Below are 25678 nucleotides of genomic sequence, written 5' to 3'. Positions count from 1 at the left end.
TTTGTGTTAGATTTTAAATTAATCAAAATCCTAGTTTTTACTTCTAGAATTTTTCGAGCGCAAATCTAGACTAAATCTGCCAATTCTTTACCAATAATACTCCCAATTGCAATTCCCATTCCCCCTAATCGAATTCCGCAATACACATTCTCAGAAATTTGTTTTACAATAGGCCTTTTTTGCGCTCCCATACCCATAATTCCACTCCATCTTTGATCTACCTCAAAATCTAAATCAGGTATAATTACTTCCTTAAGAAGATTTTCCAGTTTTTGCTGAACTAATTGGGTCTGACCAAAATCTGTGGTTTCCTCTGCTTTAAAATCTAGATTTCTTCCCCCTCCTAAAAGTACTCTATTATCTATATTCCTAAAATAATAATACCCTTCATCTAAATGAAACGTGCCTTTAATATGAAGGTTTTTAATAGGTTTTGTAATTAACACTTGGGCTCTTGCAGGCTTGATGTCTTCATCCACTAAAATCTGTGCAAAACCGTTAGTAGCTACAATGATCCTTTTTGAGTCAAATTCAAACCAATTAGTTTTTATCGTTACTCCATTAGTATTATCACTAAAACCAGCTACCGTAATTGAATTTAAAATAATTACATCTTGCGCTTGAATTAGCTTTAATAACCTTAACATCATTGCGCCTGTATCAATCTGAGATTCAAATGGATTGGTAATATAAAAATCTTGAACATTCTTAAACTTAAATAAGTTTTCATGTTTTTTAAAAGCCTTTTCTTTAAAAATTGGATGAAGTAACTTATTTACTTTTTCTAAATTGTCCAAACTGTTCTCATACAATTCCGTTTGTTGTTTAGTAAAGACTTCATGACCACCGTGATTTTGAAAATCTATATACTTATCTCCCAAATTACTTCTGAGTAATTGAATGCCATCCCATCGCTTTTTTACCAATTGAAAAACATCCTCTTCAGTATGTGATTTTACATCTGATAAAATTTCTGAAATACTACCGAAACACGCGAAACCTGCATTTTTAGTGCTTGCCCCTTGAGGCAAAAATCCTTTTTCAAGTATTAATATTTTAGCCTTAGGATACTTTTTTTTTAACTGCAAGGCACAGTTAAGGCCAACAATACCACTGCCAATTACAGTGAAATCTATATTGGAGAGCCATGTTTTATATTCCCAATAGCTTAAACTCATATCAACAATTAATTAACGAATAGAATCTTGTTCTTGTAATCCAAAAAACAATTGAGAAATGATGTTTATATGCGGTGTTTTACCCAACAGTTTTCCTTTTAGTATAATGGTATCTTTAGATTCTTGTCTTGCACTTATTCTTAAGGATTCTAACAATGTACTTACTTTTTCCCCTTTGGGTATTTCAAGATCTTTCTGTAGGTTTTCAAAATCTACATCCAAATTAAAAAAATAACTGCCCGTTTTACTTTCAAGTGTTTGGTTATGCTTTACTGTACTAAAAACTGAATTTAATGAATCTTCTTGAGCATAAAAAGTATAATACGGAATTGCTTTTAAAATGTTATTCTCTAAGGCCCCCTGTTCTATTAAATAACTATTTAATCCCCTATGTGCACCAACACTCAAGACCACTACTGGTGCTCGTTTTTCTTGAAGCGATTTTGTTGTTACTTTTTCAAAATTATCATCATATTCATACGTAATAATCGTGTCTGATTGCATGGTGGCATCCTTAATTGAAAGGCTTATTACTCCGTTCATTTGATCGGTTAAAGAAACCGAATTAAGGTTGTTTTTTTCGAAAAATGAAATACCATCTAAAAACGTGGAAACCCATTTTCGATTTTCTTCATTTTGAAAATTAGCGTCTAAATAAAACAATAATGATGCATCTGGAATTGCAGTATATTGAATCTGGGATTTAAATTTATAAGGTGTACTAGTGTGCCATAATCCTGAAATAATCGCCTTTCCATCAAGAAAATTGATAGTCATTTCGTTATCCTCATTAAGATAAGTGATATGACTATCAGAAGAAATTATTCGTTTTAAATATGAATTATTAGTGTCGTAGATAAGCTTATCATTTAATAAAACATCATCAAAAACAGGTTGGCATTTCTCGAATGACGGGTCTAAACTTAAAGCAATCGCAAGTTTGTTAGATGTCCAAGCAAATACTAATTTAGACTTTTTGTCAATGGCATATTTATATTGTGCATTTTCAATACTAGAATTTTTCTTCTTTAAATAATCTAAAATGTATATCTCAAACGCTTCAGAATCATCAATTTTTAGCGTAGAAAAATAGGTGTTTTGCTGATTCTTCATGGTATAAAACACCATAGAATAAGGCTCAAAGTCTATCCCTTTTCCATCTGTTTCAACTGAGTCTTTATCTTTTTTGCTTTGAGAGAATTTGGCATTATTCCAGTAATAACCAGGAGAGGAAATTAAATCTACAAGAAGTGTTTTCTTAATGTCATGGATTCCTATTTTCAGAACACTCTCAGCCTCTATATGTACTACCCCTTTTACTATAGCTCGTTTTTGATAAAATGTATATATAAAATATCCTATCACGAATAAAATTATAAGTGATAGGGTTATTTTGAGCAACTTTTTCATATTTAACGCTAATTGTACTCCATTTTTAAAAAACTACTCCATCAAGGCATCAATCATATTGATAAAATAAGCTAAGCTATTTTTGTGTCCTTTACCTTTTGGGGTGTTCAAAATGAACTCTCCTTCTAGTACATTACCCTTCATTTTTCCCACCTTAAATTCTATGTCTTCAACATTGTCAGAAATATAATTAAGTTTTTCTTTATAGGCTTCAGGTACCATATCTGAAGGAATACTTTTAGCAATATACTTGCCATTTATATAAATACAGCCAGAGTTTTTTGCAATTAGTTTTTTATGCTTAGATGAAACCTTAGCATTAAAAGAACCATTACTAATGGCCATTAGATCTTTAGCCGAATTACCAATTAATAATGTATTTCCTTTAAATAACATATTTAAGCTAAAGGGTACATCTGGAATATTTAATTGGTAGAATCCATTTTCGAATGTCACAACACCTTCTTTGGCACCAATACGCATTAAACGATCGAAAATTTCTTTTTCCTCTGAGGTAACCATAAATAGAAAATTAGGAATTGTTTCCATCTTGGTTTTTGTAACCTCCGTACTTTCATAATTTTCATCATACTCATAAGTGGTATACGTAACTTCCTTTTGTTCTATCCCATTCATAACAAACAACATATCGCCTCGTATAATCCTTGCAATAGCCTCTTCATCTAACAATAAAGAAATAAACCTAGTTGTAATTGGCACAATATCTTGTAAATTGCTTTCTTCCACTCCAGAAAACATAGCGTCAATCATTTGTGGATAAGCTTTTAAGGTACCTTCTGTACTTGCATTCACTGCAAAATATCCTTGAATTTGGTCTTCATTAAAGTATTTAAAGAAATTGCTGTTCATTTTACCATTATACATTGCTTTATGGTATTGAGCCATTTCATCATTCATTTTGTAAATAGTTTTCATAGATGCTTTATCTTCTTCAAAATTTAATTTTGAAGTTAAGGACATGCCTCCGTAAAGTCTATCAAAATTGAACATAGCATAAGGATTGTTTATGCCACTACTTCCAAAAATTGCTGGCATTGCTTCCATGTACAAACTGCCAAAATCATTAATCCAAAATGATGCTTCTTCCTTATCAGATCCTATGCTTGAGACATAATCTTTATTACTCAAAATACTTCTTTGAGCATAATTCCCAGTAAGAATAGACTTCGCCTTTTCTATAACTGTAACAAGGTTCTCTTTTCTTCTTTCTTCTTGTTTAGCCTCTCTTTCTAGTCTTCTTTCTTCTTGTTTTTTATAATAGTCATCGTTATAGTAGTCCTCATTATAGTACCCATTTTCATCGTACTCAGACTCCGTAGATTCAATAACTGTTTCTTCAATATACTCTTCATCATCTTCAATTTCCTCTACGACAATTTCCTCTTCAACTGCAACAACTTCTGCGGCATCTTCCACAACATCCTCTATTACACCATCCATATCATCTTCTGTAGCCTCTACTGCATCAGCAGCTTCTTCGGTAATAGTGTAATCATCATAGCCATAAAAGTCATCATAACCATAGTCATCATAAGTATTCGCTTCTTGATAAATAACCATAATTAAAGTTTCATTATTCCACATGGTTACCGCTGCATCGTATAAATCTGTGAAGTAAGAAATATTACCGTCTGCCTCCACTCTTTCTTGGGTTCTTTTAGGTAGTAATGCAACAATATTCTCTTTGTTTTTTAACGGAACAAGAAATGTATGGGTTAAACTACCTTCCTCATTTTGTAGAAAATAGTAGAAATTTTGTTCTACATCTACTCCTAATGATTCTAAGTTAGTAACCTTACCGTCAGTTTTCTTTGTTAGTTCTTTAAAAAACAGATTCCCCAATTTAGAATTTTCAAATTCGGTAGTGGTTACTAATTCTGTAAAATTCTTACCTTTCAATGCAACAACAGCACTCGCATTACTAGGTATTTTTGATATTAGGTCTTGTGCCGAGACGAACATTGCTGTTAAACAAAAACTGGTAAAAAGTATGGCTTTTTTCATTAAAATAATATTTAGGTATTTTATGGTTATTTAGATAATTGAATGGTATTTGCGACGCTTTTTTCTCCTAAAATTAATGACATAGCATCAATATTTAAAAGCACTGCTTTTTTATTTGGAGATACTTTGGCGTTAGTGTTTGAAACACTTTTTACTGAATTCTTAAATCGATAAATACTGGTGTACGATGCGTCATTGAAAATTTTACGGTCTTCTCCTTTTAATTTATAGAATGACTTTTTAATATTAGAATCATAGGAAAACAATCGCTGAAAATTATTAGTATCAGAATTATAAGAAAAATTTGAGGTGTTGAAATTGGTTTTCTCCTTTTTGTTTTGTTGCTTAATTAAATCTTGAAAAACAGCATCTAAATTGGCTACCTTATCAAAATCACAAGAAAGTGTAAAAATATAATTCTGGTAATCCGCTGTTTTTTTAATATTGGTGATACCTTTTATAGTTTTTAAATGATTCTCAGCATCTTTTAAGGCCAAATTAATATCATCTTTAGACGGAACTTTATAGCCATTAACACTATCTAGTAGCATAATTGAGGCTAGTTTAGTCTTACTCTTACTTAAATTAAAAGTAACCAACATGGATCCACTTCCATTTTCATTTAGATTTATTTCCTCTAAAATTTCAAAACAACTTGTGCAAAATGTTAACGAGAAGACCAATAAAACGTATTGTGTAAACTTTTTAATCATAGTTCTAATTCTATACATTAAGTATGCTAACTTAAAATAATGTTACATATTGTAAGAATAATTATTTTATTTTCCTTTGATAAAAACAAAGAAAAAACAATTAATTATATACTTACTCCCTGTATTCCGTGAAAAAATAGAAGTTAAAAAATAAAAACTCCGACTATTATGTAGCCGGAGTTTTTTTATTTCTTATTCAGTAGGAGGATTCATAACAAAATCTTCCATGAATTTTGTAGTGTAATTACCGGCTAAATAATCTGGATGATCCATTAACTGTCTATGGAAAGGTATTGTTGTTTTTATACCTTCTATGACAAACTCATCTAAAGCACGTTTCATTTTATTAATTGCTTCCTCTCTTGTTTGCGCAGTTGTAATTAACTTAGCAATCATTGAGTCGTAATTAGGCGGAATAGTATAACCACTATATACATGAGTGTCTAATCGTATCCCATGCCCTCCTGGTGTATGTAACGTTGTTATTTTTCCCGGAGATGGTCTAAAACCATTATAAGGATCTTCTGCATTAATTCTACATTCAATTGAATGTAGTTTTGGCAAATAATTTTTTCCAGAAATTGGAACACCACCTGCAACTAATATTTGCTCACGTATTAAATCGTAATCAATTACTTGTTCTGTAATTGGGTGCTCAACTTGAATACGTGTATTCATTTCCATAAAATAGAAATTACGGTGCTTATCAACCAAAAACTCAATGGTACCTGCTCCTTCGTATTTTATATACTCTGCAGCTTTAACAGCGGCAGCTCCCATGTCTTCTCTAAGTTTATCAGTCATAAACGGAGAAGGTGTTTCTTCTGTAAGCTTTTGATGACGACGTTGAACAGAACAATCTCTTTCTGATAAATGACAGGCTTTGCCGTATTGATCCCCCACAATTTGTATTTCAATATGGCGTGGCTCTTCAATAAGTTTCTCCATATACATGGCGCCATTACCAAATGCTGCAGAAGCCTCTTGTACTGCACTATTGTATAAGTCTTCCATTTTATCTTCGCTCCAAACAGCACGCATACCTTTACCGCCACCCCCTGCAGTTGCTTTTATCATAACAGGATACCCCATTTTTTTTGCAACTTTTTTAGCATCTTCCACGTTTTTAAGTAAACCATCTGAGCCAGGTACACAGGGCACCCCAGCTTTTTTCATGGTTTCTTTAGCGGTAGCCTTATCACCCATTTTGTCTATTTGATCGCCTGAGGCACCAATAAATTTAATGTCGTGTTCTGCACAAATTCTAGAAAATTTAGAATTTTCAGATAAAAATCCGTAGCCTGGGTGGATGGCATCAGCATTGGTAATTTCTGCCGCAGCTATTATATTCGGAATTTTTAAATAAGACTCACTACTGGCTGCTGGCCCTATACATACTGCTTCATCTGCAAATCTCACATGCAAACTTTCTTCATCTGCCTTGGAATAAACTGCAACAGTTTTAATTCCCATTTCTTTACAGGTTCTAATAATTCTAAGCGCTATTTCACCTCTGTTTGCAATTAATATTTTCTTGAACATCTTTTGAAATTTTAAATTTAACTCTAAATCTTAAATGATTCTAAATGGTTGAGAACAACCATTTAAAACTTAGCACATAAAATTTCTTATGATGGATCTACCAAAAACAATGGCTGATCAAATTCTACAGGTGAAGAATCATCAACAAGTACCTTCACGATTTTTCCTGAAACTTCTGATTCTATATCATTAAAAAGTTTCATTGCTTCTATAACACAAAGAACATCTCCTTTATTAATTGTACTACCAACCTCAACTAATACAGGCTTATCTGGAGATGATTTTCTATAAAAAGTACCAATTATTGGCGACTTAATAGTGATGTATTTTGCATTTTCATCTTTTTCCGTTTTTGCCGCTATCTCAACAGCTGGATTATTTTCAGTAGTCGCTTGTGGTGCTTGTTGCATCATTGGGGCATGTGATGACATAGGTAACTGTTGTACATATGTTGTAGGTTCTGAAGTAAAACCTGCAGCTCCGGTACGAATGGTTATTTTGATGTCTTCCATCTCTAATTTAACCTCGCTTGCGCCAGATTTGGCCACAAATTTAATCAAGCTTTGAATTTCTTTAATATCCATCGAGTTCTAGTTTAATTTAGTTGTTTTTTATTTGCTGTTATAAGCCCATTTTAAATAAATTGATCCCCAAGTAAAACCACCTCCAAAGGCAGCAAAAACAAGATTATCACCTTTCTGTAATTGGCTTTCATAATCGTTTAATAATAAAGGTAAGGTAGCTGATGTTGTATTTCCATATTTTTGAATATTCATCATTACCTTATCATCACTCAATCCCATTCTATTTGCAGTTGCATCAATGATTCTCTTATTTGCTTGGTGTGGTACAAGCCAAGATACATCTTCATGAGATAAATTATTGCGTTCCATAATTTTTGCAGCAGCTTCCGCCATATTAGATACTGCGAATTTAAACACTGTTTTCCCTTCTTGGAAAATAAAATGTTGCTTATTTTTTACGGTTTCTTCAGTAGCTGGCATTATAGACCCTCCTGCATTCATGCTTAAAAAAGCTCTTCCTGATCCATCAGATCTTAAATATTCATCTTGTAGCCCTAAACCTTCTGTATTAGGCTCAAAAAGCACAGCTCCCGCTCCATCACCAAATATAATACAAGTAGTTCTATCGGTATAATCTAATATCGATGACATTTTATCGGCTCCTATTAACAATACCTTTTTGTAACGCCCTGATGCAACAAACCCTGCAGCTGTTGACATCCCGAACAAAAAACTTGAGCATGCGGCTAATAAGTCAAAGGCAAAAGCATTAGTGGCTCCAATTTCTGATGCTACATATGCGGCAGTTGACGCAACTAGAGTATCTGGTGTTGCAGTCCCCACCATTATTAAATCTATTTCCTTAGGATCAATACCGCGTTTTTTTATAAGATCTTGAGCAGCCTTTATTGCCATGTAAGAAGTTCCCGCGCCTTCTTTTTTAAGAATTCTTCTTTCTTTAATTCCTGTTCTAGTAGTGATCCATTCATCATTAGTATCTACTAGTTCTTCTAACATTTTATTGGTCAATACGAATTCGGGAACATATGCCCCTACTGCCGTTATGGCTGCTGATAGTTTACTCATTTACAAACATTTTTGTGCTGAAAAGTTTAAAAAAGCAACAAATTTGGTGAAAATTAGTGATTTTTTATGACTTTTTCCCTTAAAACCTCTTGTTTTTATTTTCGCTTAATGTCATAAAAAAACTCCCACTTGTTTTTAAGTGGGAGTCTATATATTATCATAATATACTAATTAAGCAACTGCTTCTTCAGTATTATCAATTAAAACTTGACCTCTGTAGTAAAGTTTTCCTTCGTGCCAGTGTGCTCTATGATATAAATGCATTTCACCAGTTGTTGGGTCTTTTGCAAGAGTAGGGGCAACAGCCTTATAATGTGTTCTTCTTTTGTCTCTTCTTGTTTTGGAAATCTTCCGTTTTGGATGTGCCATTTTACAACTTATTTATCCGTTAATAACTTTTTTAATGAATCCCATCTAGGATCCGTTTCTTTATTCTTGTTTTCTTTTACTTCTTTTGGATGCAATTCATCTAGCTTTGCTAATGCTTCAGATTCTAAAGTGCCATCCAAAACTCCTGGATGAACCTTCTTTAAAGGCACTGCTAATACTAACATTTCATATACATATTGCGAAATATTCACTTGAAATTCGCCATGAGGCAGAATCAATATTTCATCATTATCATCGTTAAACTCGTCACCAAACTTTACTACTAAATCTAAATTAGCTTCTATAGCTTGGTCATATGGCTCGTTAGTGACATCGCAATATACATTTACAGTACCATTTGCAGTCATTTCTAACTCCAACATTGTACTTGACTTATTTAAAAGTACAAGCAAATTAATTGCTGCACCATTAAATTCATTGTATTCAAAAGATTCAAAGAACGTATTATCTATCTCAAAATCAAATTCATGTTTTCCTTGCTTCAATCCTGAAAAAGGAATCACAAACTCTTTATGCTTCTTCATGTTTGACACTTAATTAGTGCTCCTGCCACGTAAAGGCGGGTGCAAAGATACTATTATTTTACTAAAACCCAACTTTTTAGCTTATTTTGTATAAGTGCTCTAAAAGGCTGTATTTATTAATGAAATTAACTAAAAAATATTTTACAAGTATTCGTTTTATCTAAATTCTCGTTTTAAACGCGATTTTTTAAGCGGATTTGCCGTCAATTCTGTAAACTCTTCTCTATTTCTAAATATTTCTATTGCAGTAAAAACTGCTTCTTTAAACGAACTATGGTCTGCTTTTCCTTTTCCTGCAATTTCATAAGCCGTTCCGTGATCCGGAGAGGTGCGAACTTTATTTAATCCTGCTGTATAATTAACTCCCTTGCCAAATGAGAGGGTTTTAAACGGAATTAATCCTTGATCATGATAGGCCGCAAGTATCGCGTCAAATTTTTTGAATCCGTCAGAACCAAAAAAACTATCTGCTGAATAAGGGCCATACACCAAAGTGCCTGATTCTGAAATTTCTTTTATTACTGGTTTTAAAATAGCATCATCCTCTTGGCCAATTATTCCATTATCACCACTATGCGGATTTATGCCTAAAAGAGCAATCTTTGGTTTGCTGATTCCAAAATCTATTTTTAATGATTTTTCTATTGTAGCAACTTTACTTTTTATCAGTTCTGGTGTTATGGCTTGTGCCACATCTTTCACTGCAATATGGTCTGTGAGTAACCCAACTTTAAGTTCATCAGTCACCATAAACATTAAACTTTCTCCTTCTAGTTCTTGAGCCAAATAATCTGTATGACCGGGAAACTTAAAATCTTCGGCTTGTATGTTGTTTTTATTTATAGGTGCGGTTACTAAAACATCTACCTCGCCATTTTTTAATGCAGTTACCGCTGCTTTTAAAGATTTTATAGCGTAATCGCCTCCTTCTTTAGTAGCCTCTCCAAAATTTATTGCTGGTATTTCTCTCCATACATTCACCACATTTATCTTGCCCTCTAAGGCCTTAGAAGCTTCTTGAATACCGTTGTAATTAATTTCAAGTCCTAATTCGGACTTTTGATATGATATAGTTTTATTCGACGCGAAAATTATTGGAGTGCAAAAATCTAACATTCTAGAATCTTCAAAAGTTTTAAGAACTACCTCACAACCGATTCCGTTTAAATCGCCAATAGATATCCCTACTTTTATTTTTTGTCTTTCCTCCATTTATATTATGGGTTTATAGTAATTTTACATTGCAAAATTAGTTAATTAAAACGACACATGTTTACGGGAATAATTGAAACTTTAGGAGAAGTCAAAGCTTTGCAAAAAGAAGGTGCCAATCTTCATATAACCATACAATCAGATTTGACCTCGGAGCTAAAAATAGATCAAAGTGTTGCACACAATGGGGTGTGTTTAACTGTGGTAGCTATAAAAGATAATACCTATACTGTTACTGCTATTGAAGAAACGCTACAGAAAACCAACTTAAATCATTTAAATGTAGGTGCTTTTGTAAATTTAGAGCGCGCGATGATTTTAGGATCTCGATTAGATGGACATATTGTACAAGGGCATGTTGATCAAACAGGGGTTTGTAAATCTATAGAAGAAAAGAACGGTAGTTGGTTTTTTACTTTCGAGTATGATGCCGCTCTTAATAATCCAACTATAGAGAAGGGATCTATTACCATAGATGGTACAAGCTTAACAGTTGTAAACTCTGGAACTAATACGTTTAGTGTTGCCATTATACCTTACACCTATGAGCACACAAGGTTTAACACCTACAAAGTGGGTACAGTTGTTAATTTGGAGTTTGATGTTATTGGCAAGTATGTTGCCAAATTAATGCAAACAAGAAGTTAAAGCTACTTAGTTTCTTGTGCTTTAAAGGCTGCAACTATTTTTTCTGCCTTTGCCTTATCAAACTCTTGTACGGATAAGGATATGGTTGATTGTGTTCCGCCTACAAAACCAGCAATAACGCCAGAATTTTGTTCATTTTTTTCAATTACGGCAATAGCTGCTTCTTGTAATAATCCTTTTAATAAAATAACGGACACTTGGTTGCCGCTATAAATTTTTGTGTATCTATCTGTATTTTTCATAAGAAAACCCCTTTATTTTTAAAGATAGAATTTCTGGTATACAAACCTAAACTTTTATGAAAATTTGTCTCTTATATAAATAGTAGGCAACCCAAAGGTAAAAGCTCATAACGGTAACTGCATATAATAATGATGATAATTGCATCGACATAAAATCATGAACATAAATGGTATTAAAAAGCCACGCATGTAATGATGTACATTCAGAATTTACTTTTATTAAACCAAAAGTTTTCGCAATAAAACTAGATAAGAAAAATACGGTTATTGCATTTGCGCCTGCATACCGAAATAAACTTCCAAACTGAATCTTTTTTATATCGGTTATATAATAAATTAGTGCTAAGAATAAGTTTGCCCAACCTGCGGTTACCAAAACAAAACTACTTGTCCAAAGGGCTTTGTTGATTGGAAAAAAAATATCCCACAAATGCCCAATAATTAAATACGAACCTCCAAGACCTATTAATAGGGTTGTCTTTTTTTGCTGTTTTGAAAGCAATATTAAGCCAGTGAAAATTCCTAACATACAACTTGCAATTGCTGGAATGGTACTCAAAATTCCTTCTGGGTCATAATCATTCTTCCACATATGGCTGCCTAAAACATTCAAATCTACATAGTTTGCTAAATTATTTGGCGCGCGATCAAAAGTAGAGGCTAAACCTTGAACTGGTATAAATGCCATTGCAATCCAATAACCAATAAGTATTACAACGGCAGTTGCTATTAATTTTTTCCAATTTAGATTAACAAACAAAATGGCAGTTACAAAGAAAACGACACCTATACGTTGCAAAACTCCTGGAAATCTAATCTCAGAGAAGTCTTTAAAAAACGGAAAAGAGAAAGTAAAAGCGCCTAAAAAGAGTCCTAAGCCAATTAATTTTAAACTTCTAACGGAGATTTTCTTATAGGTGAGTAATGTTACTTCTTTGCTTGTATATGAGAACACTATGGAGGTGCCTACTATGAATAAAAAGAAGGGGAAAACTAAATCTGTTGGGGTATAACCATGCCAATCGGCATGTAAAAAAGGGCCATACACATTAGCCCAAGTACCTGGGTTATTCACTAAAATCATTAAAACAATAGTCATTCCTCTAAAAATGTCCACCGCAAGTATTCTGTCTTTCATATGCTTTTTTAGATTTTACCTAAAGTTAACTATTTTGCAATACTTTTGTATGCCAACCGAAAAATGCTTCATGTTATTAACGCTACCTCTATTTATTTCTAGTTCATCTTGGATATTGGCTTTTTTAGCGGCTATGATATTAGGAATATCAAAATCGGGAATTAAAGGTATTGCTATTATTATAGTTACCTTAATGGCATTAGCTTTTGGGGCTAGGGAATCTACAGGTCTTATTGTTCCACTATTAATTGTGGGCGATATATTTGCCGTAATCTATTATAACCGACACGCGCAATGGAGTTATATTTTTAGGTTTTTGCCTTGGATGATTTTTGGGGTGCTTATAGGTGTTTTAATTGGTAAAGACCTTGACGAAGAGACCTTTAAATATGGCATGGCATTTATTATTCTCGGAAGTGTACTAATGATGTATTGGTGGGATCAAAGAAAATCTAAAAAAGTGCCAACGCATTGGGCATTTGCGGGAACTATGGGAATTTTAGCAGGTATTACCACTATGATTGGAAACCTTGCTGGTGCCTTCTCAAATATATTTTTCTTAGCTATGCGCTTACCAAAAAATGAATTTATTGGTACGGCTGCCTGGTTGTTTTTTATAGTAAATGTTTTTAAACTACCCTTTCATGTTTTTGTTTGGAAAACCATTACTCCTGAAACTTTAATGATTAACCTTAAATTGGCTCCTGCCATTTTTATTGGCTTATTTATTGGTGTACGCTTAGTGAAAATTATTAAGGATGATTTTTACAGAAAAATGATTCTTGTGTTGACGGCTGTCGGCGCCATGTTAATTTTAATTAGATAAAAGTTACATCATAAAAAAGCGCATAAATTTTATTTTATGCGCTTTTAGACTTGTTATTTCTCGGGTTACATCATACCATTATAATCGCTAATCATTTCGCTATAAATTTTACTAAGCTTCGTTGGTGAGCCTTTATCCGGAATATTTGGGTGTACAATACTGTATTTAAAGTCGTTTTTTTCAATACGCTCTTTCAGTGTTCTAGACTCTCTAATAAAATCTGCACAGTCTTTCAAGTATTCTTTATATTTTGATTCAGAAAATACGTTTCCAGTTAACTCCTTTTTTAGTTGTTCTTCATTAGTACTAAATTCTACTAATTCGTCATATATTTTTCTAAAATTAGCCATACCGCTGTCGTATTTATTTAGATCTATAGTTTTTAAATCAGGCCCATCTAAATTGCCAATTAAAAACAATACCCCTTCAGCTTCGTGTAAACTCATCATCAGATCGTACTTAATAAGTTCACCATTCTTTTTATACTTTTCGGCATCATAAACAAATAGTTCGTTTTGTAGAACTTGAAACTCTGCATTCATGGTATCATAAGCTTTGTAATACTCTTCAAAATCTACCACTAATCTTTTATGAAATAGTTCACCTTTCTCGAAATTATCATCTTTATAATCCTGAATATCATAATAATCATTTGCCTCTTGAACTGTTGCTTGTAATTTTATGGCTTTATCATAGACAATTTTCATTAACCCATCTATTTCTTTTATTTCAGGGCCTTTTTCAAAAGCTTTTGCTAATTTTTCCAACGGATAGTTATAAATTGTAGTAATCCCACTTGGGTTTTTTGCACCTTTTGGCCCATTTTCATAATCTGCCCATCTAAAATAACTGTCGCTGGAACTGATTACACTTTTAGGAAAAGAATTTCCAAAATCGATGTAGGCATTATATTTATCAATAAATTCTGCAGATTCAAACTGACTCTCAGGTATAGAGGTAGCAATAGTTTTACCAGATGCGTCCACCTTCTTTTCTTTAGAATCTCCGCAACTTGATACTAGTAATGCAATGCTACAGATTGAAATAACTATTTTTTTCATGCTCAAATGGTTTTTGTTTAGTGTTATTATCTAAATCAAAATTATGCTTTGTTTTTGAATAACTAACACCAATTTACCGTGTTTATTGAAACCCCTGTTTTCAGTTACTGAGCCATTTTATCTAAATTCCAAAGTAATGGTAAAACATAATATACCATAAGTGTTAATAGTAGTATAGATATTACATTAAGCCAAAATCCAGTTTTTATCATATCGGAGATTTTTAAATATCCGGACCCAAACACTACGGCATTAGGCGGGGTTGCTACCGGAAGCATAAAAGCACATGAAGCTGCAACAGTTGTGGCAACCATTAATATAAACGGATTTATATTTAAGTTTAAAGCTAATGGTGCCAAAATAGGCATTAGCATGGCTGCGGTTGCTAAATTGGAGGTTACTTCGGTTAAAAAATTTACTGATGCTACTATGATTAATACTAAAAGAAATAGTGATATACCTTCTAATAAACTCATTTGGTTTCCTAACCAAACTGCCAATCCTGTCGTCTGAAAACCTGAAGCTAATGCCATTCCTCCACCGAAAAGAAGAATAATTCCCCATGGAATTTTTATTGCATCTTCCCAAACAATTAGCGGCTTTTTTGGAGAACTTGAGGGTAATAAAAATAATAAGATGGCAGCTCCAATAGCAATAGAAGTATCATCCATACTTGGAACCAATTTTTGCAGTATAAATGATCTAGTAATCCAACAAAAGGCTGTTAAAATAAAAACTGCTAAAACCAACTTTTCTTCTTTTTTCATTGGACCTAATTGAGCCAACAACCTATTAATTTCTTGTTTACCTCCAGGAAATTCTATTTGTTTAAACTTAAAAGCAACACGAGTTAAATAAACCCAAGCAATTGCTAACATAATTATTGAGATAGGTAATCCAAATCTTATCCATTGCCAAAAAGAGATTTCTATCCCGTAAGTTTTTTGAACAAAACCTGCAAAAACCAAATTAGGTGGCGTACCTATTAAAGTAGCAATACCACCTATTGATGCGGCGTAGGCTATACCTAACATTACCGCTTTACCGAAAATAATGTTCTCGTTTTCAATAGTATTCGGATTGTCTTTTAATTCAGAAACTATAGACATAGCCATTGGCAACATCATTACAGCCGTTGCGGTATTAGAAATCCACATGGATAAAAACGCGGTGGCAACCATAAATCCTAAAATAATCCGATAGATATTAGTGCCTATAAGATTTATTATATTTAAAGCTATACGTTTATGCAGGTTCCATTTTTCAATAGCAATTGCCAATATAAACCCCCCTAAATACAAAAAGACATATTTATCTCCAAAAGCCGCTGTAGTTTCGCCTACATCTAATATTCCAGATAAAGGAAAAAGCACAATAGGGAGTAAAGAAGTTACCGCAATGGGTATTGCCTCCGAAATCCACCAAATAGCTATCCATATAGTAATTGCCAACATTAAATAAGCCTCTTTGGACATACCAGAAGGAGGGTCTAGAAATAATAAGGCAATAAACAATAATGGGCCTAAGAGTAGTGCTGCAGTTTTTCGGGTAAAATTCATATTAAATTAGCTGATTATAAAGTATAATTTGGCCATTCAAAAATGTGCCAAGTACAATAATAATTACATCAATTTAATAAAGATAGGTAAGTTATTTGATTTTTAGTTTTTGGTGTTGTTTCAACAATAGAAATAAAAAAAAGGGTATTTGAAATTGCTTTCAAAATACCCTTAGGGGAACATAACAAACACTTTACTTATACAACCATTTTAGGTATTACGTTTGTTATTGTTTTTGCACTTTTATAACATGGTTAGTGTTTGTGCTTCACTCGCTATTTCAACTTTTTCTCTTTCAATTTTTGTATTTTTTTGAGCTAAAACTGGTGCCGCAATAATCCAGGCTGCGATACACATTATACCCATTAGTATTGAAATTGATATTTGCTTCATTTTTTATGCTTACTCTTTTTTTGTTGATTGGAACTACTTTTTTTTTTGATAAAATAAACTAACTATAACATATAGTGCATATAAAAAAGATGCTGTACTAAGAATAAATAATACGGTAATTAAAAAAGTGATATTCATAAAAATTCTCGAATAAGTGTACTTTTAAAGTTGTTCTTTTTAATGTTTCACTATTGCTGATGTAAATGTAATCTGCATTTAACGGAAAGAAGAATGTATAATTTCTTAATTAGAATCTTCGTTATAGAGTGGTTTTTTATCGATGAAATACATCTTAACGCGTTTTTTCTTACATTAAAATTTTTAAAAACTTGCTCCTAACAAAAAAAGCATTCCGAATAGTGATCACGGAATGCCCTTCTAATTACTTATTTTAAGTTATTGTTATTTTAAATATTTGAAAAGTATTTCTATTAACTCTTCAAGTTCAAATGGTTTAGATAAAATTGCATTCATACCACTAGACTTTAAGGTTTTAAGATTGTCTTCGAATGCATAGGCAGTTATACCTATTATAGGGATGTTTTTAATGTTTTTAAAAGGAAAATCGCGTATTAATCGTGCAACTTGGTCTCCAGTTACATTAGGTAAATTTATATCTATAAGTAACAAATCGTACTCATTATTTATTAATTGTTCCATGACCAAAGCTCCATCACTTACAACATCAATAGAAAAATATTTTGTATCTAATAGCAACTTAAATAGCACTGTTTGCACATTAATATCATCTTCTGCTAATAGTATTTTATACTTTTTATCAGATCTAAGTTTTAAAATGGTTTCCTTCTTTTTGGCCACCATTTTAACCTGTGGTTTTGTCATATTAGGAATTGGCTGCTTAAGAACAATATCAAAATAAAATGTAGAACCTTTACCGGGCTTAGATTGTACTTTTATTTCACTATTCATTAAATGCAATAAACCCTTTACAATAGACAAGCCCAATCCTGTTCCTTTAGATTTTAGGGAGGACTGGTTTAATTGAGAGAAACTTTCGAAAATACTTTCTATCTTATCTTCTGGAATGCCAATTCCAGTGTCCTTTACCTCAAACCTTAGACTTATTTTATTCGCTCTTTTTTGATTAAATTGTATCTCCAAATTTACTTTTCCACTATTCGTGTATTTAAACGCGTTATCTATCAAATTTGTAATGATCTGGAATAAACGCAAACGATCTCCTTCAACAAATTCAGGTATTTTTTTATCAGTTTTTATATCAAACTGTAGATCACTTTCATTGGCTCTAGCCTTATAGGTGAAGTTAATAAGATCAACCATTTGTGGAAGGCTAAAAACATTATTTCTTAGAACTAATCTTCCTGAAGAAATCATACTAATACTCATAATATCATCGAGTAAAAGTTTTAAATTGGCATTAGACTCCTTTAAAAACGACAACATATTCTGTTGCTGATCCGTTAGTTCTGTGTCTGATATTATTTTGGTTATAGAAATTATACTCGTTAGCGGATTTCTTAATTCATGACTAAAATTTCTAATAAATGAATTCTTAAATTTTTCTCTTTCTTCTAACTCTGCATTTTTTATAGCTATGAGTTCGCCATTTATAATAGATTCATTTCTTGCTTGGGCAATAGCTTGGTATTCTTCATAATGCTGTGTATAGTCCGATATAATTATTAAAACGCCCTCTTCTTTTTTAATAAATTTTATATCTGTAATATATGCTTTACCATCAAAATTTAGATGTACACAACTAAAAAAAACTTCGGTTTTTAAGTCTGTAGCAATGGAAGAAAAACAATAAAAAAATGGGTGAACATCATAGATGGTTCCCTTTTTATTAATAGGTAAAAAAGTTTGATCTGAATCTAAAATATTCCCTGCTAAATCTGTTAAAACAAACTGGACATTCTTTGTGGTATACGCTTCTTGATATTTTTTGAGCATCTTAATCTAGGAGTTTTGCTAATTTTAAAAACATATCATTTACAGCATCTCCCGTTTTAGCACTTGTTAAAAAATCTGTTGCAATAGCATTTTTACTTAAAACTTCTTCTAGGTCTTTTTTTACCACCAAATCTGCCTTATTACCTACCACCAACAATGGTAAAGATGGCATTTTAGATTTTACTATTTCTAAATCAGTATTAAGACCTTGAAAGGTTGATGGCCGTGTTACATCAAAAACAAATACAACACCATGAGTACCTAACAGATAAGCGTCTCTGATGGTTTTTAAATCATCAGTACCTTCTAAATCCCATAGAATTAATGATATTTCATGACCAACAGAAATTTCTACCACTTTTTTTGTAATGTGTACGCCTATTGAAACCTTATAATTATCGGAAAAACTATCTTCTACAAATCGTCTAATTAACGAAGTTTTACCCACTCCAAAATGTCCTAAGACTACAATTTTTTTAGATACTTGCATTACTAAATTTTAACACTAATTCTTTTTCCAACGATTCTCGATCAATCATTTTTTTACTTTTTTCATCGGATGATTTAAAAATTTTATCGAGGTTTTTACCCATAAAATCATCATAAAAATCAAATATTAAATCTTGTACTTTATCTTTAGCCTTTGTGTTGTAATCTCCTGAAATAACCACAGCGACATAATACGATACAAAACTTTGAAGATGTATATTATACAATTCGTATTCTATTAACTCTAAATTTTGGTTTTTCTGACCAAAAGCATCTTCAACAAAACCCTTAATTGCGGTAAGCATGCCGGAAATCATATCTTTATCAATCGTTTCGGTTTTAGAATAGCTTGCGGCTAATATACCCGAACCTCTTTCTATTAATAACACTTGCTCAATGTTTGCAGATGAAGTTTCACTAAGGATAATATCTTCTTCTTTAACGCCTGTAAACCAAGATTTGAATTTTGTTGTCCAGCGTTTTGCTGATAGTTGTTTATTTATTTTTTCGGAAAGTAATTTTATTTCTTGAGAAATATATTTTTTAATCATTTTCCCCAAAATTGGGTACAATGCATCGACAATACCGTCTCTATTTTTTTGAATTTCTTCTTTTAAAGTTGCCGTTATAGTAGGGCCTAGGGTAGTAGGTATTTCTGTTACAAACTCATCGAGCTGTTTTAAAATAATTGGCTTTACCTTTTCTGATAACTTTTCTTGTTCATTAACAGTGTGCTCAATAGTTTCTATTCTACGAGCTATTTTTTCGGCAAATTCACGGTCATCAGTGAACAAAATGTCTTTTAAAAGCTCTATTTTGTCTCTCTCAACCATATATATAAAATCAATTTAGAAAACTATTTTTTGCTTACTTTCTCTCCTAATTCTATAAGTAAGTTGCCTAGTAATTTTTTATCTAGTTTCTCAGAATCTAATTGTTCTATTCTATCTTCTAATTTATCCTCTAATTCGGTAATACGAATGTTAACATCTGTGGACACAGAATCTATGGTAGTATTAAGATCTACACGAACTTCTTCAATTAAATCTTCTAAGGCCTTTTTCTTATCTAAAATATCTTTTTTAAGTGCTTCAAATTCAGAATTATAAGCCTGAATATTTTCCCCAAAAATTATATTTTTAATCAGATCAATTTTTGATCCTGTTTCGTCGTCTTTTTTATTTAAATCTATTACCCCCTTATTATTTGTTGACATTTTCTTTGATTTAAAATTGTTTAGGTTGATTTTTTTAACTTTAAGTCCAACAATTGTCGTTGTAAATATGTGTCAATGTGTTAGTTAATTCTATTTTTGTAAATAGATATAGTTGGCAAATCTACTAAATTTACCTCAAACATCAACCAAACCGTAGACTTTGTATAAAATAATAAAAGTTGCTTAACGGAAAGGAGTCTTGTTTTAGGAGCAGAAAAGTAGTTTGCTAGATTGAGCATTTAGAACAATCTGATTCTCCTATTAATTTACCGTGTTTATCTAGTTGGTATTTACAACACTCATTGAAATTTTTCTTTAAAATTTCTTTAGCTCGTTTTACGTGGACAATTTGTCTTAAAATTAATTAAAGAAAAGAATTATAAAACACCATTTTTTATTTTAGTATTAAGAAGGTGTTTTTATGCAAATCTAATTACGCCATCAAAGCTCCTTGGATTACGAAAGCTGTAACAGTTTTTTCTCAAAATTAGCTTTTACACTATCGCAAACAGGACATGTATAATTTTCAGGAATGTCATTAAATAGTGTGCCTGCTGCTATCTCGGCTTGGGCATCGCCATAAACCTCATCATAAACAGTATAACAAGAGCTACATTGGTACACCTCGCGAGTTAACCGATCTATAGCCTTATTGGCAATTTCCTTTTTACTCTCCACATGACCCAGTTGCTTAAAATAATTTTTACTAAGTTCCATTAACAATCCTGGAAGCTCAATCTTATCTACATCGTGCGCATACGCTTCATAAACTTGTGTGTTGGGGTCAAAATTTTTAAAATGAAGTACATTATACGTAGGACGAATTGTAAAATTTTTCACAATGGTGGGTGGTGTATTTTTTTCGATTATTACAGATGAGAAATGCGTTCTTTTTCCTGCTTCATTACTCAATCCAAAGGTGAGCCCATAGGTGCTAATATCATTTTGATCAAAACTTAATACTAAAAACTTTTTTAATTCTAGGGCCTCTATATCATCTACTGGTAAATGCCAGTTCATTTCTAATTGCGAATGGCGAATATTTATTCCCCATTGTCCTAAAAATTTCTCTAGATCAGGACGACTTTGCGCTTTAATACCCTTTACTATAAATGATTTCCATGGCGTGATGCAAATTTTTCCAACGCCGTTATCCAAGCAAAATCCGCAAAATTCTTTCAGAAAACTTAAATCGTACCTATTGTTTCTCCAGTACAAACCCAGCCAATATTGATCTATTCCCATACGGTTCATGCCTTCATAATACGGAAAAGTAAGGTAAGGTACTTCTAGCTCCTTTTCCATAGACTTATTATTGGTATCTAAATTTTTATTTAGAATAAAGAATAGCTCATCTACATCTGAAATATCTTCATATACAGCCTCGATAGCTTTAGAAATACTCGTAATATCCCAACTATAGATTAAAACTGGATAATATGCCGCGGTTTGCCAATGTGGTAATTTTACATTTAAATACCAATAGTCTTCATTCTCTGAAGCAATAAAGTTTAGATTACCACTAAAAATAGGAACCAATCGCTGTTTAGAATCGGTAATATTAATTTTGAGTTTTGGCAAATAATCGAACCGCTCTAAAATGTACAAATAAGTAGATCCTTTTAACCAATGTGTCATCTCAAAAATATCTGCACATACATAAGACGAAACTATATTTTGGTATGAACGTTCGCCAATGATATCGGTATTAAATTTTGATATACTTTCTAATTGCTCCTCCTTAGCATCTTGTAAAGGAAATAGTAAATCTTGGCGCGATCCAAAATATACTTCAGTAAGTCCTGCAGACTCTAACATTATAATTACATCTTTTAATTCTCCAGGCGATGTTACGCCTCCTTTTAAAAGTATTCTATGTAAATCGTCGTTCTTCATAATACCATTAATTAGTTAACTGAAGCTGATTTTTTAATATTTCTTTAATTTCTGGTTTGCAACTTCCACAGCCCAAACCTGCGCCTGTTTCTGAACATAATTTGTTAAAATCAGAACAGCCGCCTCTTATAGCATCTACAACATTCCCTACACCAACCTGACTACAAGAACAAACCAATTTCCCTTTCATTGGAGCTGTATTTGATGCTCCTCGAAGTAATTCATTTCTTTTTTCTGAGAGTTCAATCTCTTCTTCTATTAATCGTTTAAACTCGGCAAATTCATTTTTGTCTCCCATTAAAATGGCGCCTTTAAGCGTATCATCTTTTACAATACATTTTTTATAAAACCGCTTGCTTACATCCATTAAAATAATTTCTTCATAAGTATCATCACCATCTGGAGAATTAACCATGCCGATACTACACAAGTCTAAGTTTTCAAATTTTAGAATATTCATTAATACAGAACCATGATATATACTGCTAAAATCTCCTAAAATGTAATTGGCAGCAATATCCGCTTGCTGTTCTGCGGCAGAAGTAATTCCGAAAAGAGAGTTGTTAAATTCGGCAATCTCACCCAAAGCAAAAATTGCCGGATTACTTGTTTGCAAATAAGAATTTACTACAACACCGCGTCTGGTTTTTAGCTTTGTTTGCTTTGCCAATTCTATATTTGGTCGTGTACCAATGGCATAAACTATGGCGTTACACTTTATAGTTCTTCCTGTTTTTAAATTGACTAAAATGGTATGATTGCTCGTTTTTTCTTCAAATACGGTACTTACTTCATTATCAAAATATAAATTAATGCCTCGTTCTAGAACATCTTGAGCCAAGAGCTTACTTGCCACATTATCTAACTGTCGCTCCATTAATCGTGGTGCTCGTTGTATAATACTTATATTTACATTTATCTTTTTTAGCGCTGCTGCGAGTTCCAAGCCAAGGAGTCCGCCACCTACAATTACTACATGTTGTTCTTCATTTGGAAGTCCTGTTTCTTTTAAATATTTCTTTAATTTATCGGCATCTCCTCGTTCGCGCATGGTAAACCTTCCTGGTAAATTTATTTGCACATCACTAGGTACAAAAGCTCTACTGCCTGTCGCCATGATTAACAAATCGAAAGTATGCTCAATGCCATTGGAATCGGTTACTATTTTTGCATCATCATCTATTTTTGCAATTCCAATACCTGGGTGTAAGGTAACTTCTAATTTGCTTAACTCTCCTTTTTTAAGTTTTTCTAACGCTTCCCATGAAAGTTCATCGCTTACATACTCGGGCAATAACACACGATTGTAAAAAAGATCGTTTTCTTTAGAAAAAACATGTAATTCATCTTTTAAATTCTTTTCGCGATACGATTGAATAAACCTATACGCTGCTGCACCAGCTCCAATAATAATTACTTTCTGCTTGGGTTTGTTGTATTTTTCTACTTGAACTGCACAGTATTTAAAATCGGGCTCTTTAGAAACTGGATCTATAAGGTCGTTCGTTAAATTATTCGCGCGTCCAAAATCATTATTTAAAACTTTGCCCCAATGCATCGGTAAAAAAACAACTTGCTCGCGAATATCATAATTAATGGTAACTTTTACCTGTACCTCGCCACGTCTGCTTTTAATAACGGCAATATCTCCTTCTTTTAACTTTCTTAAATAGGCATCAACCTTATTCATTTCTAAGTACGGATCTGGAATATGCGTAAGCAATCGTTTTACTTTACCTGTTTTGGTTCGTGTATGCCATTGATCACGTACACGACCAGTATTTAAAATTAACGGATATTCTACGGTTGTTTCTTCCGATTGATTATAGATGGCCGTTGGCGCATTGAAATGCGCTTTTGTGTCGGCTGTATTAAAAAGTAAGTCATTAAATAGTCGCGGTGTGCCTTTGTGTTTATTATGGGGTACGGGCCATTGAAAACTCCCTTCGTTTTTTAATCTGTCATAAGATAACCCCGATATATCTATACTGGTTCCTTTGGTTAAAAGGCAGTGCTCATCATAAACTTCGCTGGCACTTGTATATTCAAAACCATTAAAACCCATGGCCTGTGCAAAGCGCCATAAGATTTCTACATCTGGCAATGCTTCCCCTGGCGCATTTATTACTTTTGGTAGATAACTAATTCGTCTTTCAGAATTCGTCATGGTTCCCTCTTTCTCTAACCAACCAGCAGCAGGCAGCAGTAAATCTGCAAATTTTGTAGTTTCGGAATTATGTGAAATATCTTGTACTACAACAAAACTTGCCTTTTTTAATGCACGTTCTACTTTGTTGGCATTGGGCATACTTACTGCGGGATTGGTACAAATAATCCAAATAGCTTTTAGTTTGCCTTCATCAAGCGCATTAAACATTTCCGTTGCGGTTAATCCCGGTTTTTCTTGAATAGGTTTACCTCCCCAAAAATCGGAAACCTCTTTTCTGTGTTGTGGATTATCTAAGTTTTTATGCGCAGCGAGTAAGTTTGCCATACCACCTACTTCTCTTCCTCCCATAGCATTTGGTTGACCAGTAAGCGAAAAAGGACCAGAACCTGGTTTGCCAATTTGGCCCGTTAATAATGACAAATTCATTAAAGCAAGATTCTTAGAAACACCAATTACACTCTGATTAAGACCCATGGTCCACATACTAATAAAGCCTTTTGCATTACCAATATATTGTGCGGCTTTTTTTATCTCATCTCTAGTAATACCACATTTCTCAGCTGCTTGACGGATAGATAATTGAAAGGCACTCTCTTTACATTCCTCAAAATTAACAGTGTGCTTTTTAATAAAATTCTTGTCTATTTTCTTTTTCTCAATAAGTAAGCGAGCAATGGCGTTAAACAAAATAACATCTGTACCTGGTAAAATCTGTAAATGCAAATCAGCATTTGCACAGGTTTGCGTTTTTCTAGGATCAACTACAATTATTTTTACATTCGGATTTTCCTCTTTATGTTTTTCTAAACGTCTAAACAGAATTGGGTGACACCAGGCTGGGTTGGCTCCTGCTATTAAAAAGCAATCTGCTAATTCAATATCTGCATAGGCAATAGGTACAGAATCTTCTCCTACCGTTTTTTTATAGCCAACTACCGCAGAACTCATGCATAAACGTGAGTTGGTATCAATATTATTGCTTCCAATAAATCCTTTAATTATTTTATTTGCTAAATAATATTCTTCTGTTAAACATTGGCCTGAAACATAAAAACCTACACTATCGGGGCCATGTTTTTCAATGATAGATTTAAATACTGCTGCCGCTCTATCAAAGGCGGTATCCCATGAAACTTTTTGCATTGGATGATTTCTACTCCATCGCATTTCAGGATACAAAATACGATCTGTGGTATCTTGGGCAACGTAATTTAGATTTTTTCCTTTAGAACATAGCATACCCGAGTTCACAGGATAGTCTGGATCACCTTCAACACTGAGCACGCCTTTGGCATCCTTATCTACAAGTATTCCACATCCTACACCACAATAGGAACAAATAGTTTTATGCGTCGTATTCTTTTGCATGAGTATATCTTTCGTAGTGGAAAGGTATAAAATTACGTATTAATACGTAGTAAATATTTCATAATAGTTGACTGCTGGTTTTATAAAATTGACAATTAAACCGTAAAATACTTATTGAAAAACTTCATCTGTT

Annotated in this window: 23 protein-coding genes; 2 read left to right on the top strand and 21 right to left on the bottom strand. The window is 32.8% G+C overall.

Going from position 1 to position 25678, the window contains the following annotated elements; all coding sequences use genetic code 11:
* Positions 1 to 65: 65 nt before the first annotated feature.
* The 10 genes from B8963_RS04685 to pdxA form a co-directional block, all read right to left on the bottom strand.
* Complete coding sequence (locus B8963_RS04685) at positions 66 to 1178, bottom strand: NAD(P)/FAD-dependent oxidoreductase (protein WP_084060248.1); 1113 nt, start codon at positions 1176 to 1178, stop codon at positions 66 to 68.
* Between the two features lie 12 nt (positions 1179 to 1190).
* Complete coding sequence (locus B8963_RS04680; RefSeq protein ID WP_084060247.1) at positions 1191 to 2588, bottom strand: hypothetical protein; 1398 nt, start codon at positions 2586 to 2588, stop codon at positions 1191 to 1193.
* A 33-nt stretch (positions 2589 to 2621) separates the two neighbouring features.
* On the bottom strand, positions 2622 to 4613 hold the full coding sequence (locus B8963_RS04675; protein WP_084060246.1) for a hypothetical protein: 1992 nt from the start codon (positions 4611 to 4613) through the stop codon (positions 2622 to 2624).
* A gap of 26 nt (positions 4614 to 4639) precedes the next feature.
* Positions 4640 to 5344 carry a hypothetical protein gene (locus B8963_RS04670; protein WP_234989608.1) on the bottom strand — a complete coding sequence of 235 codons (705 nt, stop codon included), beginning with the start codon at positions 5342 to 5344 and terminating at the stop codon, positions 4640 to 4642.
* Between the two features lie 174 nt (positions 5345 to 5518).
* Positions 5519 to 6868, bottom strand: coding sequence for an acetyl-CoA carboxylase biotin carboxylase subunit (gene accC / locus B8963_RS04665; protein ID WP_084060244.1), 1350 nt, complete (start codon positions 6866 to 6868; stop codon positions 5519 to 5521).
* 86 nt (positions 6869 to 6954) lie between these two features.
* Positions 6955 to 7452 carry an acetyl-CoA carboxylase biotin carboxyl carrier protein gene (gene accB / locus B8963_RS04660; protein WP_084060243.1) on the bottom strand — a complete coding sequence of 166 codons (498 nt, stop codon included), beginning with the start codon at positions 7450 to 7452 and terminating at the stop codon, positions 6955 to 6957.
* A 27-nt stretch (positions 7453 to 7479) separates the two neighbouring features.
* Positions 7480 to 8478 carry a beta-ketoacyl-ACP synthase III gene (locus B8963_RS04655; RefSeq protein WP_084060242.1) on the bottom strand — a complete coding sequence of 333 codons (999 nt, stop codon included), beginning with the start codon at positions 8476 to 8478 and terminating at the stop codon, positions 7480 to 7482.
* Between the two features lie 171 nt (positions 8479 to 8649).
* Complete coding sequence (rpmF, locus tag B8963_RS04650) at positions 8650 to 8847, bottom strand: 50S ribosomal protein L32 (RefSeq protein ID WP_084060241.1); 198 nt, start codon at positions 8845 to 8847, stop codon at positions 8650 to 8652.
* Positions 8848 to 8855: 8 nt separating this feature from the next.
* Positions 8856 to 9392, bottom strand: a complete 537-nt coding sequence (locus B8963_RS04645; protein ID WP_084060240.1) for a YceD family protein — start codon at positions 9390 to 9392, stop codon at positions 8856 to 8858.
* Positions 9393 to 9548: 156 nt separating this feature from the next.
* Positions 9549 to 10604: a 4-hydroxythreonine-4-phosphate dehydrogenase PdxA gene (pdxA, locus tag B8963_RS04640; RefSeq protein ID WP_084060239.1), complete on the bottom strand. Its 1056-nt coding sequence runs from the start codon at positions 10602 to 10604 to the stop codon at positions 9549 to 9551.
* Positions 10605 to 10661: 57 nt separating this feature from the next.
* Here pdxA and B8963_RS04635 point away from each other — a divergent pair, with 57 nt between their 5' ends.
* Positions 10662 to 11252: a riboflavin synthase gene (locus B8963_RS04635; protein WP_084060238.1), complete on the top strand. Its 591-nt coding sequence runs from the start codon at positions 10662 to 10664 to the stop codon at positions 11250 to 11252.
* Positions 11253 to 11254: 2 nt separating this feature from the next.
* Here B8963_RS04635 and B8963_RS04630 read toward each other — a convergent pair whose 3' ends face one another.
* Positions 11255 to 11494, bottom strand: coding sequence for a putative signal transducing protein (locus B8963_RS04630; protein ID WP_084060237.1), 240 nt, complete (start codon positions 11492 to 11494; stop codon positions 11255 to 11257).
* Between the two features lie 46 nt (positions 11495 to 11540).
* Positions 11541 to 12632, bottom strand: a complete 1092-nt coding sequence (locus B8963_RS04625; RefSeq protein ID WP_084060236.1) for an acyltransferase family protein — start codon at positions 12630 to 12632, stop codon at positions 11541 to 11543.
* Between the two features lie 70 nt (positions 12633 to 12702).
* Between B8963_RS04625 and B8963_RS04620 the strand changes: the two genes are divergently transcribed.
* Positions 12703 to 13458 carry a sulfite exporter TauE/SafE family protein gene (locus B8963_RS04620; protein WP_084060235.1) on the top strand — a complete coding sequence of 252 codons (756 nt, stop codon included), beginning with the start codon at positions 12703 to 12705 and terminating at the stop codon, positions 13456 to 13458.
* A gap of 65 nt (positions 13459 to 13523) precedes the next feature.
* On the opposite strand, the gene B8963_RS04615 is transcribed toward B8963_RS04620, so the two are convergent.
* From B8963_RS04615 to B8963_RS04575, 9 genes are all read right to left on the bottom strand, one after another.
* Positions 13524 to 14519: a DUF3829 domain-containing protein gene (locus B8963_RS04615; protein WP_084060234.1), complete on the bottom strand. Its 996-nt coding sequence runs from the start codon at positions 14517 to 14519 to the stop codon at positions 13524 to 13526.
* A 104-nt stretch (positions 14520 to 14623) separates the two neighbouring features.
* Positions 14624 to 16078 (bottom strand): SLC13 family permease, encoded by a 1455-nt coding sequence (locus B8963_RS04610; RefSeq protein ID WP_084060233.1) that lies wholly within the window; start codon positions 16076 to 16078, stop codon positions 14624 to 14626.
* Between the two features lie 243 nt (positions 16079 to 16321).
* Positions 16322 to 16471: a hypothetical protein gene (locus B8963_RS15920; protein ID WP_159447275.1), complete on the bottom strand. Its 150-nt coding sequence runs from the start codon at positions 16469 to 16471 to the stop codon at positions 16322 to 16324.
* Between the two features lie 402 nt (positions 16472 to 16873).
* Entirely contained in the window at positions 16874 to 18406 is a 1533-nt protein-coding gene (locus B8963_RS04605) for an ATP-binding protein (protein ID WP_084060232.1), read from the bottom strand.
* A 1-nt stretch (position 18407) separates the two neighbouring features.
* Positions 18408 to 18896, bottom strand: coding sequence for a Rab family GTPase (locus B8963_RS04600; RefSeq protein ID WP_084060231.1), 489 nt, complete (start codon positions 18894 to 18896; stop codon positions 18408 to 18410).
* A complete protein-coding gene (locus B8963_RS04595) occupies positions 18883 to 19728 on the bottom strand; it encodes a cell envelope biogenesis protein OmpA (RefSeq protein ID WP_084060230.1) in 846 nt (281 codons plus the stop codon). Before B8963_RS04595 ends, B8963_RS04600 begins: the two co-directional genes overlap by 14 nt.
* 23 nt (positions 19729 to 19751) lie before the next feature.
* Positions 19752 to 20111 (bottom strand): fructose 1,6-bisphosphatase, encoded by a 360-nt coding sequence (locus B8963_RS04590; protein WP_084060229.1) that lies wholly within the window; start codon positions 20109 to 20111, stop codon positions 19752 to 19754.
* A 456-nt stretch (positions 20112 to 20567) separates the two neighbouring features.
* Positions 20568 to 22007 (bottom strand): rubredoxin, encoded by a 1440-nt coding sequence (locus B8963_RS04580; protein ID WP_084060228.1) that lies wholly within the window; start codon positions 22005 to 22007, stop codon positions 20568 to 20570.
* A 7-nt stretch (positions 22008 to 22014) separates the two neighbouring features.
* Positions 22015 to 25545 carry a nitrate reductase gene (locus tag B8963_RS04575; RefSeq protein ID WP_084060227.1) on the bottom strand — a complete coding sequence of 1177 codons (3531 nt, stop codon included), beginning with the start codon at positions 25543 to 25545 and terminating at the stop codon, positions 22015 to 22017.
* Between the last annotated feature and the right edge of the window lie 133 nt (positions 25546 to 25678).

Source organism: Cellulophaga tyrosinoxydans (assembly GCF_900176415.1).
GTDB classification, from domain to species: domain Bacteria; phylum Bacteroidota; class Bacteroidia; order Flavobacteriales; family Flavobacteriaceae; genus Cellulophaga; species Cellulophaga tyrosinoxydans.
This window is presented reverse-complemented; position numbering and strand designations above follow the sequence as displayed.

Excerpts from the sequence above, each read along its gene's own strand:
- B8963_RS04670 (WP_234989608.1), bottom strand. The coding sequence starts at position 5,344 with ATGTATAGAATTAGAACTATGATTAAAAAGTTTACACAATACGTTTTA.
- B8963_RS04625 (WP_084060236.1), bottom strand. The coding sequence starts at position 12,632 with ATGAAAGACAGAATACTTGCGGTGGACATTTTTAGAGGAATGACTATT.
- B8963_RS04600 (WP_084060231.1), bottom strand. The coding sequence starts at position 18,896 with ATGCAAGTATCTAAAAAAATTGTAGTCTTAGGACATTTTGGAGTGGGT.
- B8963_RS04675 (WP_084060246.1), bottom strand. The coding sequence starts at position 4,613 with ATGAAAAAAGCCATACTTTTTACCAGTTTTTGTTTAACAGCAATGTTC.
- B8963_RS04645 (WP_084060240.1), bottom strand. The coding sequence starts at position 9,392 with ATGAAGAAGCATAAAGAGTTTGTGATTCCTTTTTCAGGATTGAAGCAA.
- B8963_RS04595 (WP_084060230.1), bottom strand. The coding sequence starts at position 19,728 with ATGGTTGAGAGAGACAAAATAGAGCTTTTAAAAGACATTTTGTTCACT.
- B8963_RS04680 (WP_084060247.1), bottom strand. The coding sequence starts at position 2,588 with ATGAAAAAGTTGCTCAAAATAACCCTATCACTTATAATTTTATTCGTG.
- B8963_RS04685 (WP_084060248.1), bottom strand. The coding sequence starts at position 1,178 with ATGAGTTTAAGCTATTGGGAATATAAAACATGGCTCTCCAATATAGAT.
- B8963_RS04630 (WP_084060237.1), bottom strand. The coding sequence starts at position 11,494 with ATGAAAAATACAGATAGATACACAAAAATTTATAGCGGCAACCAAGTG.
- accB (WP_084060243.1), bottom strand. The coding sequence starts at position 7,452 with ATGGATATTAAAGAAATTCAAAGCTTGATTAAATTTGTGGCCAAATCT.
- rpmF (WP_084060241.1), bottom strand. The coding sequence starts at position 8,847 with ATGGCACATCCAAAACGGAAGATTTCCAAAACAAGAAGAGACAAAAGA.
- pdxA (WP_084060239.1), bottom strand. The coding sequence starts at position 10,604 with ATGGAGGAAAGACAAAAAATAAAAGTAGGGATATCTATTGGCGATTTA.
- B8963_RS04580 (WP_084060228.1), bottom strand. The coding sequence starts at position 22,007 with ATGAAGAACGACGATTTACATAGAATACTTTTAAAAGGAGGCGTAACA.
- B8963_RS04590 (WP_084060229.1), bottom strand. The coding sequence starts at position 20,111 with ATGTCAACAAATAATAAGGGGGTAATAGATTTAAATAAAAAAGACGAC.
- B8963_RS15920 (WP_159447275.1), bottom strand. The coding sequence starts at position 16,471 with ATGAAGCAAATATCAATTTCAATACTAATGGGTATAATGTGTATCGCA.
- B8963_RS04655 (WP_084060242.1), bottom strand. The coding sequence starts at position 8,478 with ATGAGTAAACTATCAGCAGCCATAACGGCAGTAGGGGCATATGTTCCC.
- B8963_RS04635 (WP_084060238.1), top strand. The coding sequence starts at position 10,662 with ATGTTTACGGGAATAATTGAAACTTTAGGAGAAGTCAAAGCTTTGCAA.
- B8963_RS04575 (WP_084060227.1), bottom strand. The coding sequence starts at position 25,545 with ATGCAAAAGAATACGACGCATAAAACTATTTGTTCCTATTGTGGTGTA.
- B8963_RS04610 (WP_084060233.1), bottom strand. The coding sequence starts at position 16,078 with ATGAATTTTACCCGAAAAACTGCAGCACTACTCTTAGGCCCATTATTG.
- accC (WP_084060244.1), bottom strand. The coding sequence starts at position 6,868 with ATGTTCAAGAAAATATTAATTGCAAACAGAGGTGAAATAGCGCTTAGA.
- B8963_RS04620 (WP_084060235.1), top strand. The coding sequence starts at position 12,703 with ATGTTATTAACGCTACCTCTATTTATTTCTAGTTCATCTTGGATATTG.
- B8963_RS04615 (WP_084060234.1), bottom strand. The coding sequence starts at position 14,519 with ATGAAAAAAATAGTTATTTCAATCTGTAGCATTGCATTACTAGTATCA.
- B8963_RS04605 (WP_084060232.1), bottom strand. The coding sequence starts at position 18,406 with ATGCTCAAAAAATATCAAGAAGCGTATACCACAAAGAATGTCCAGTTT.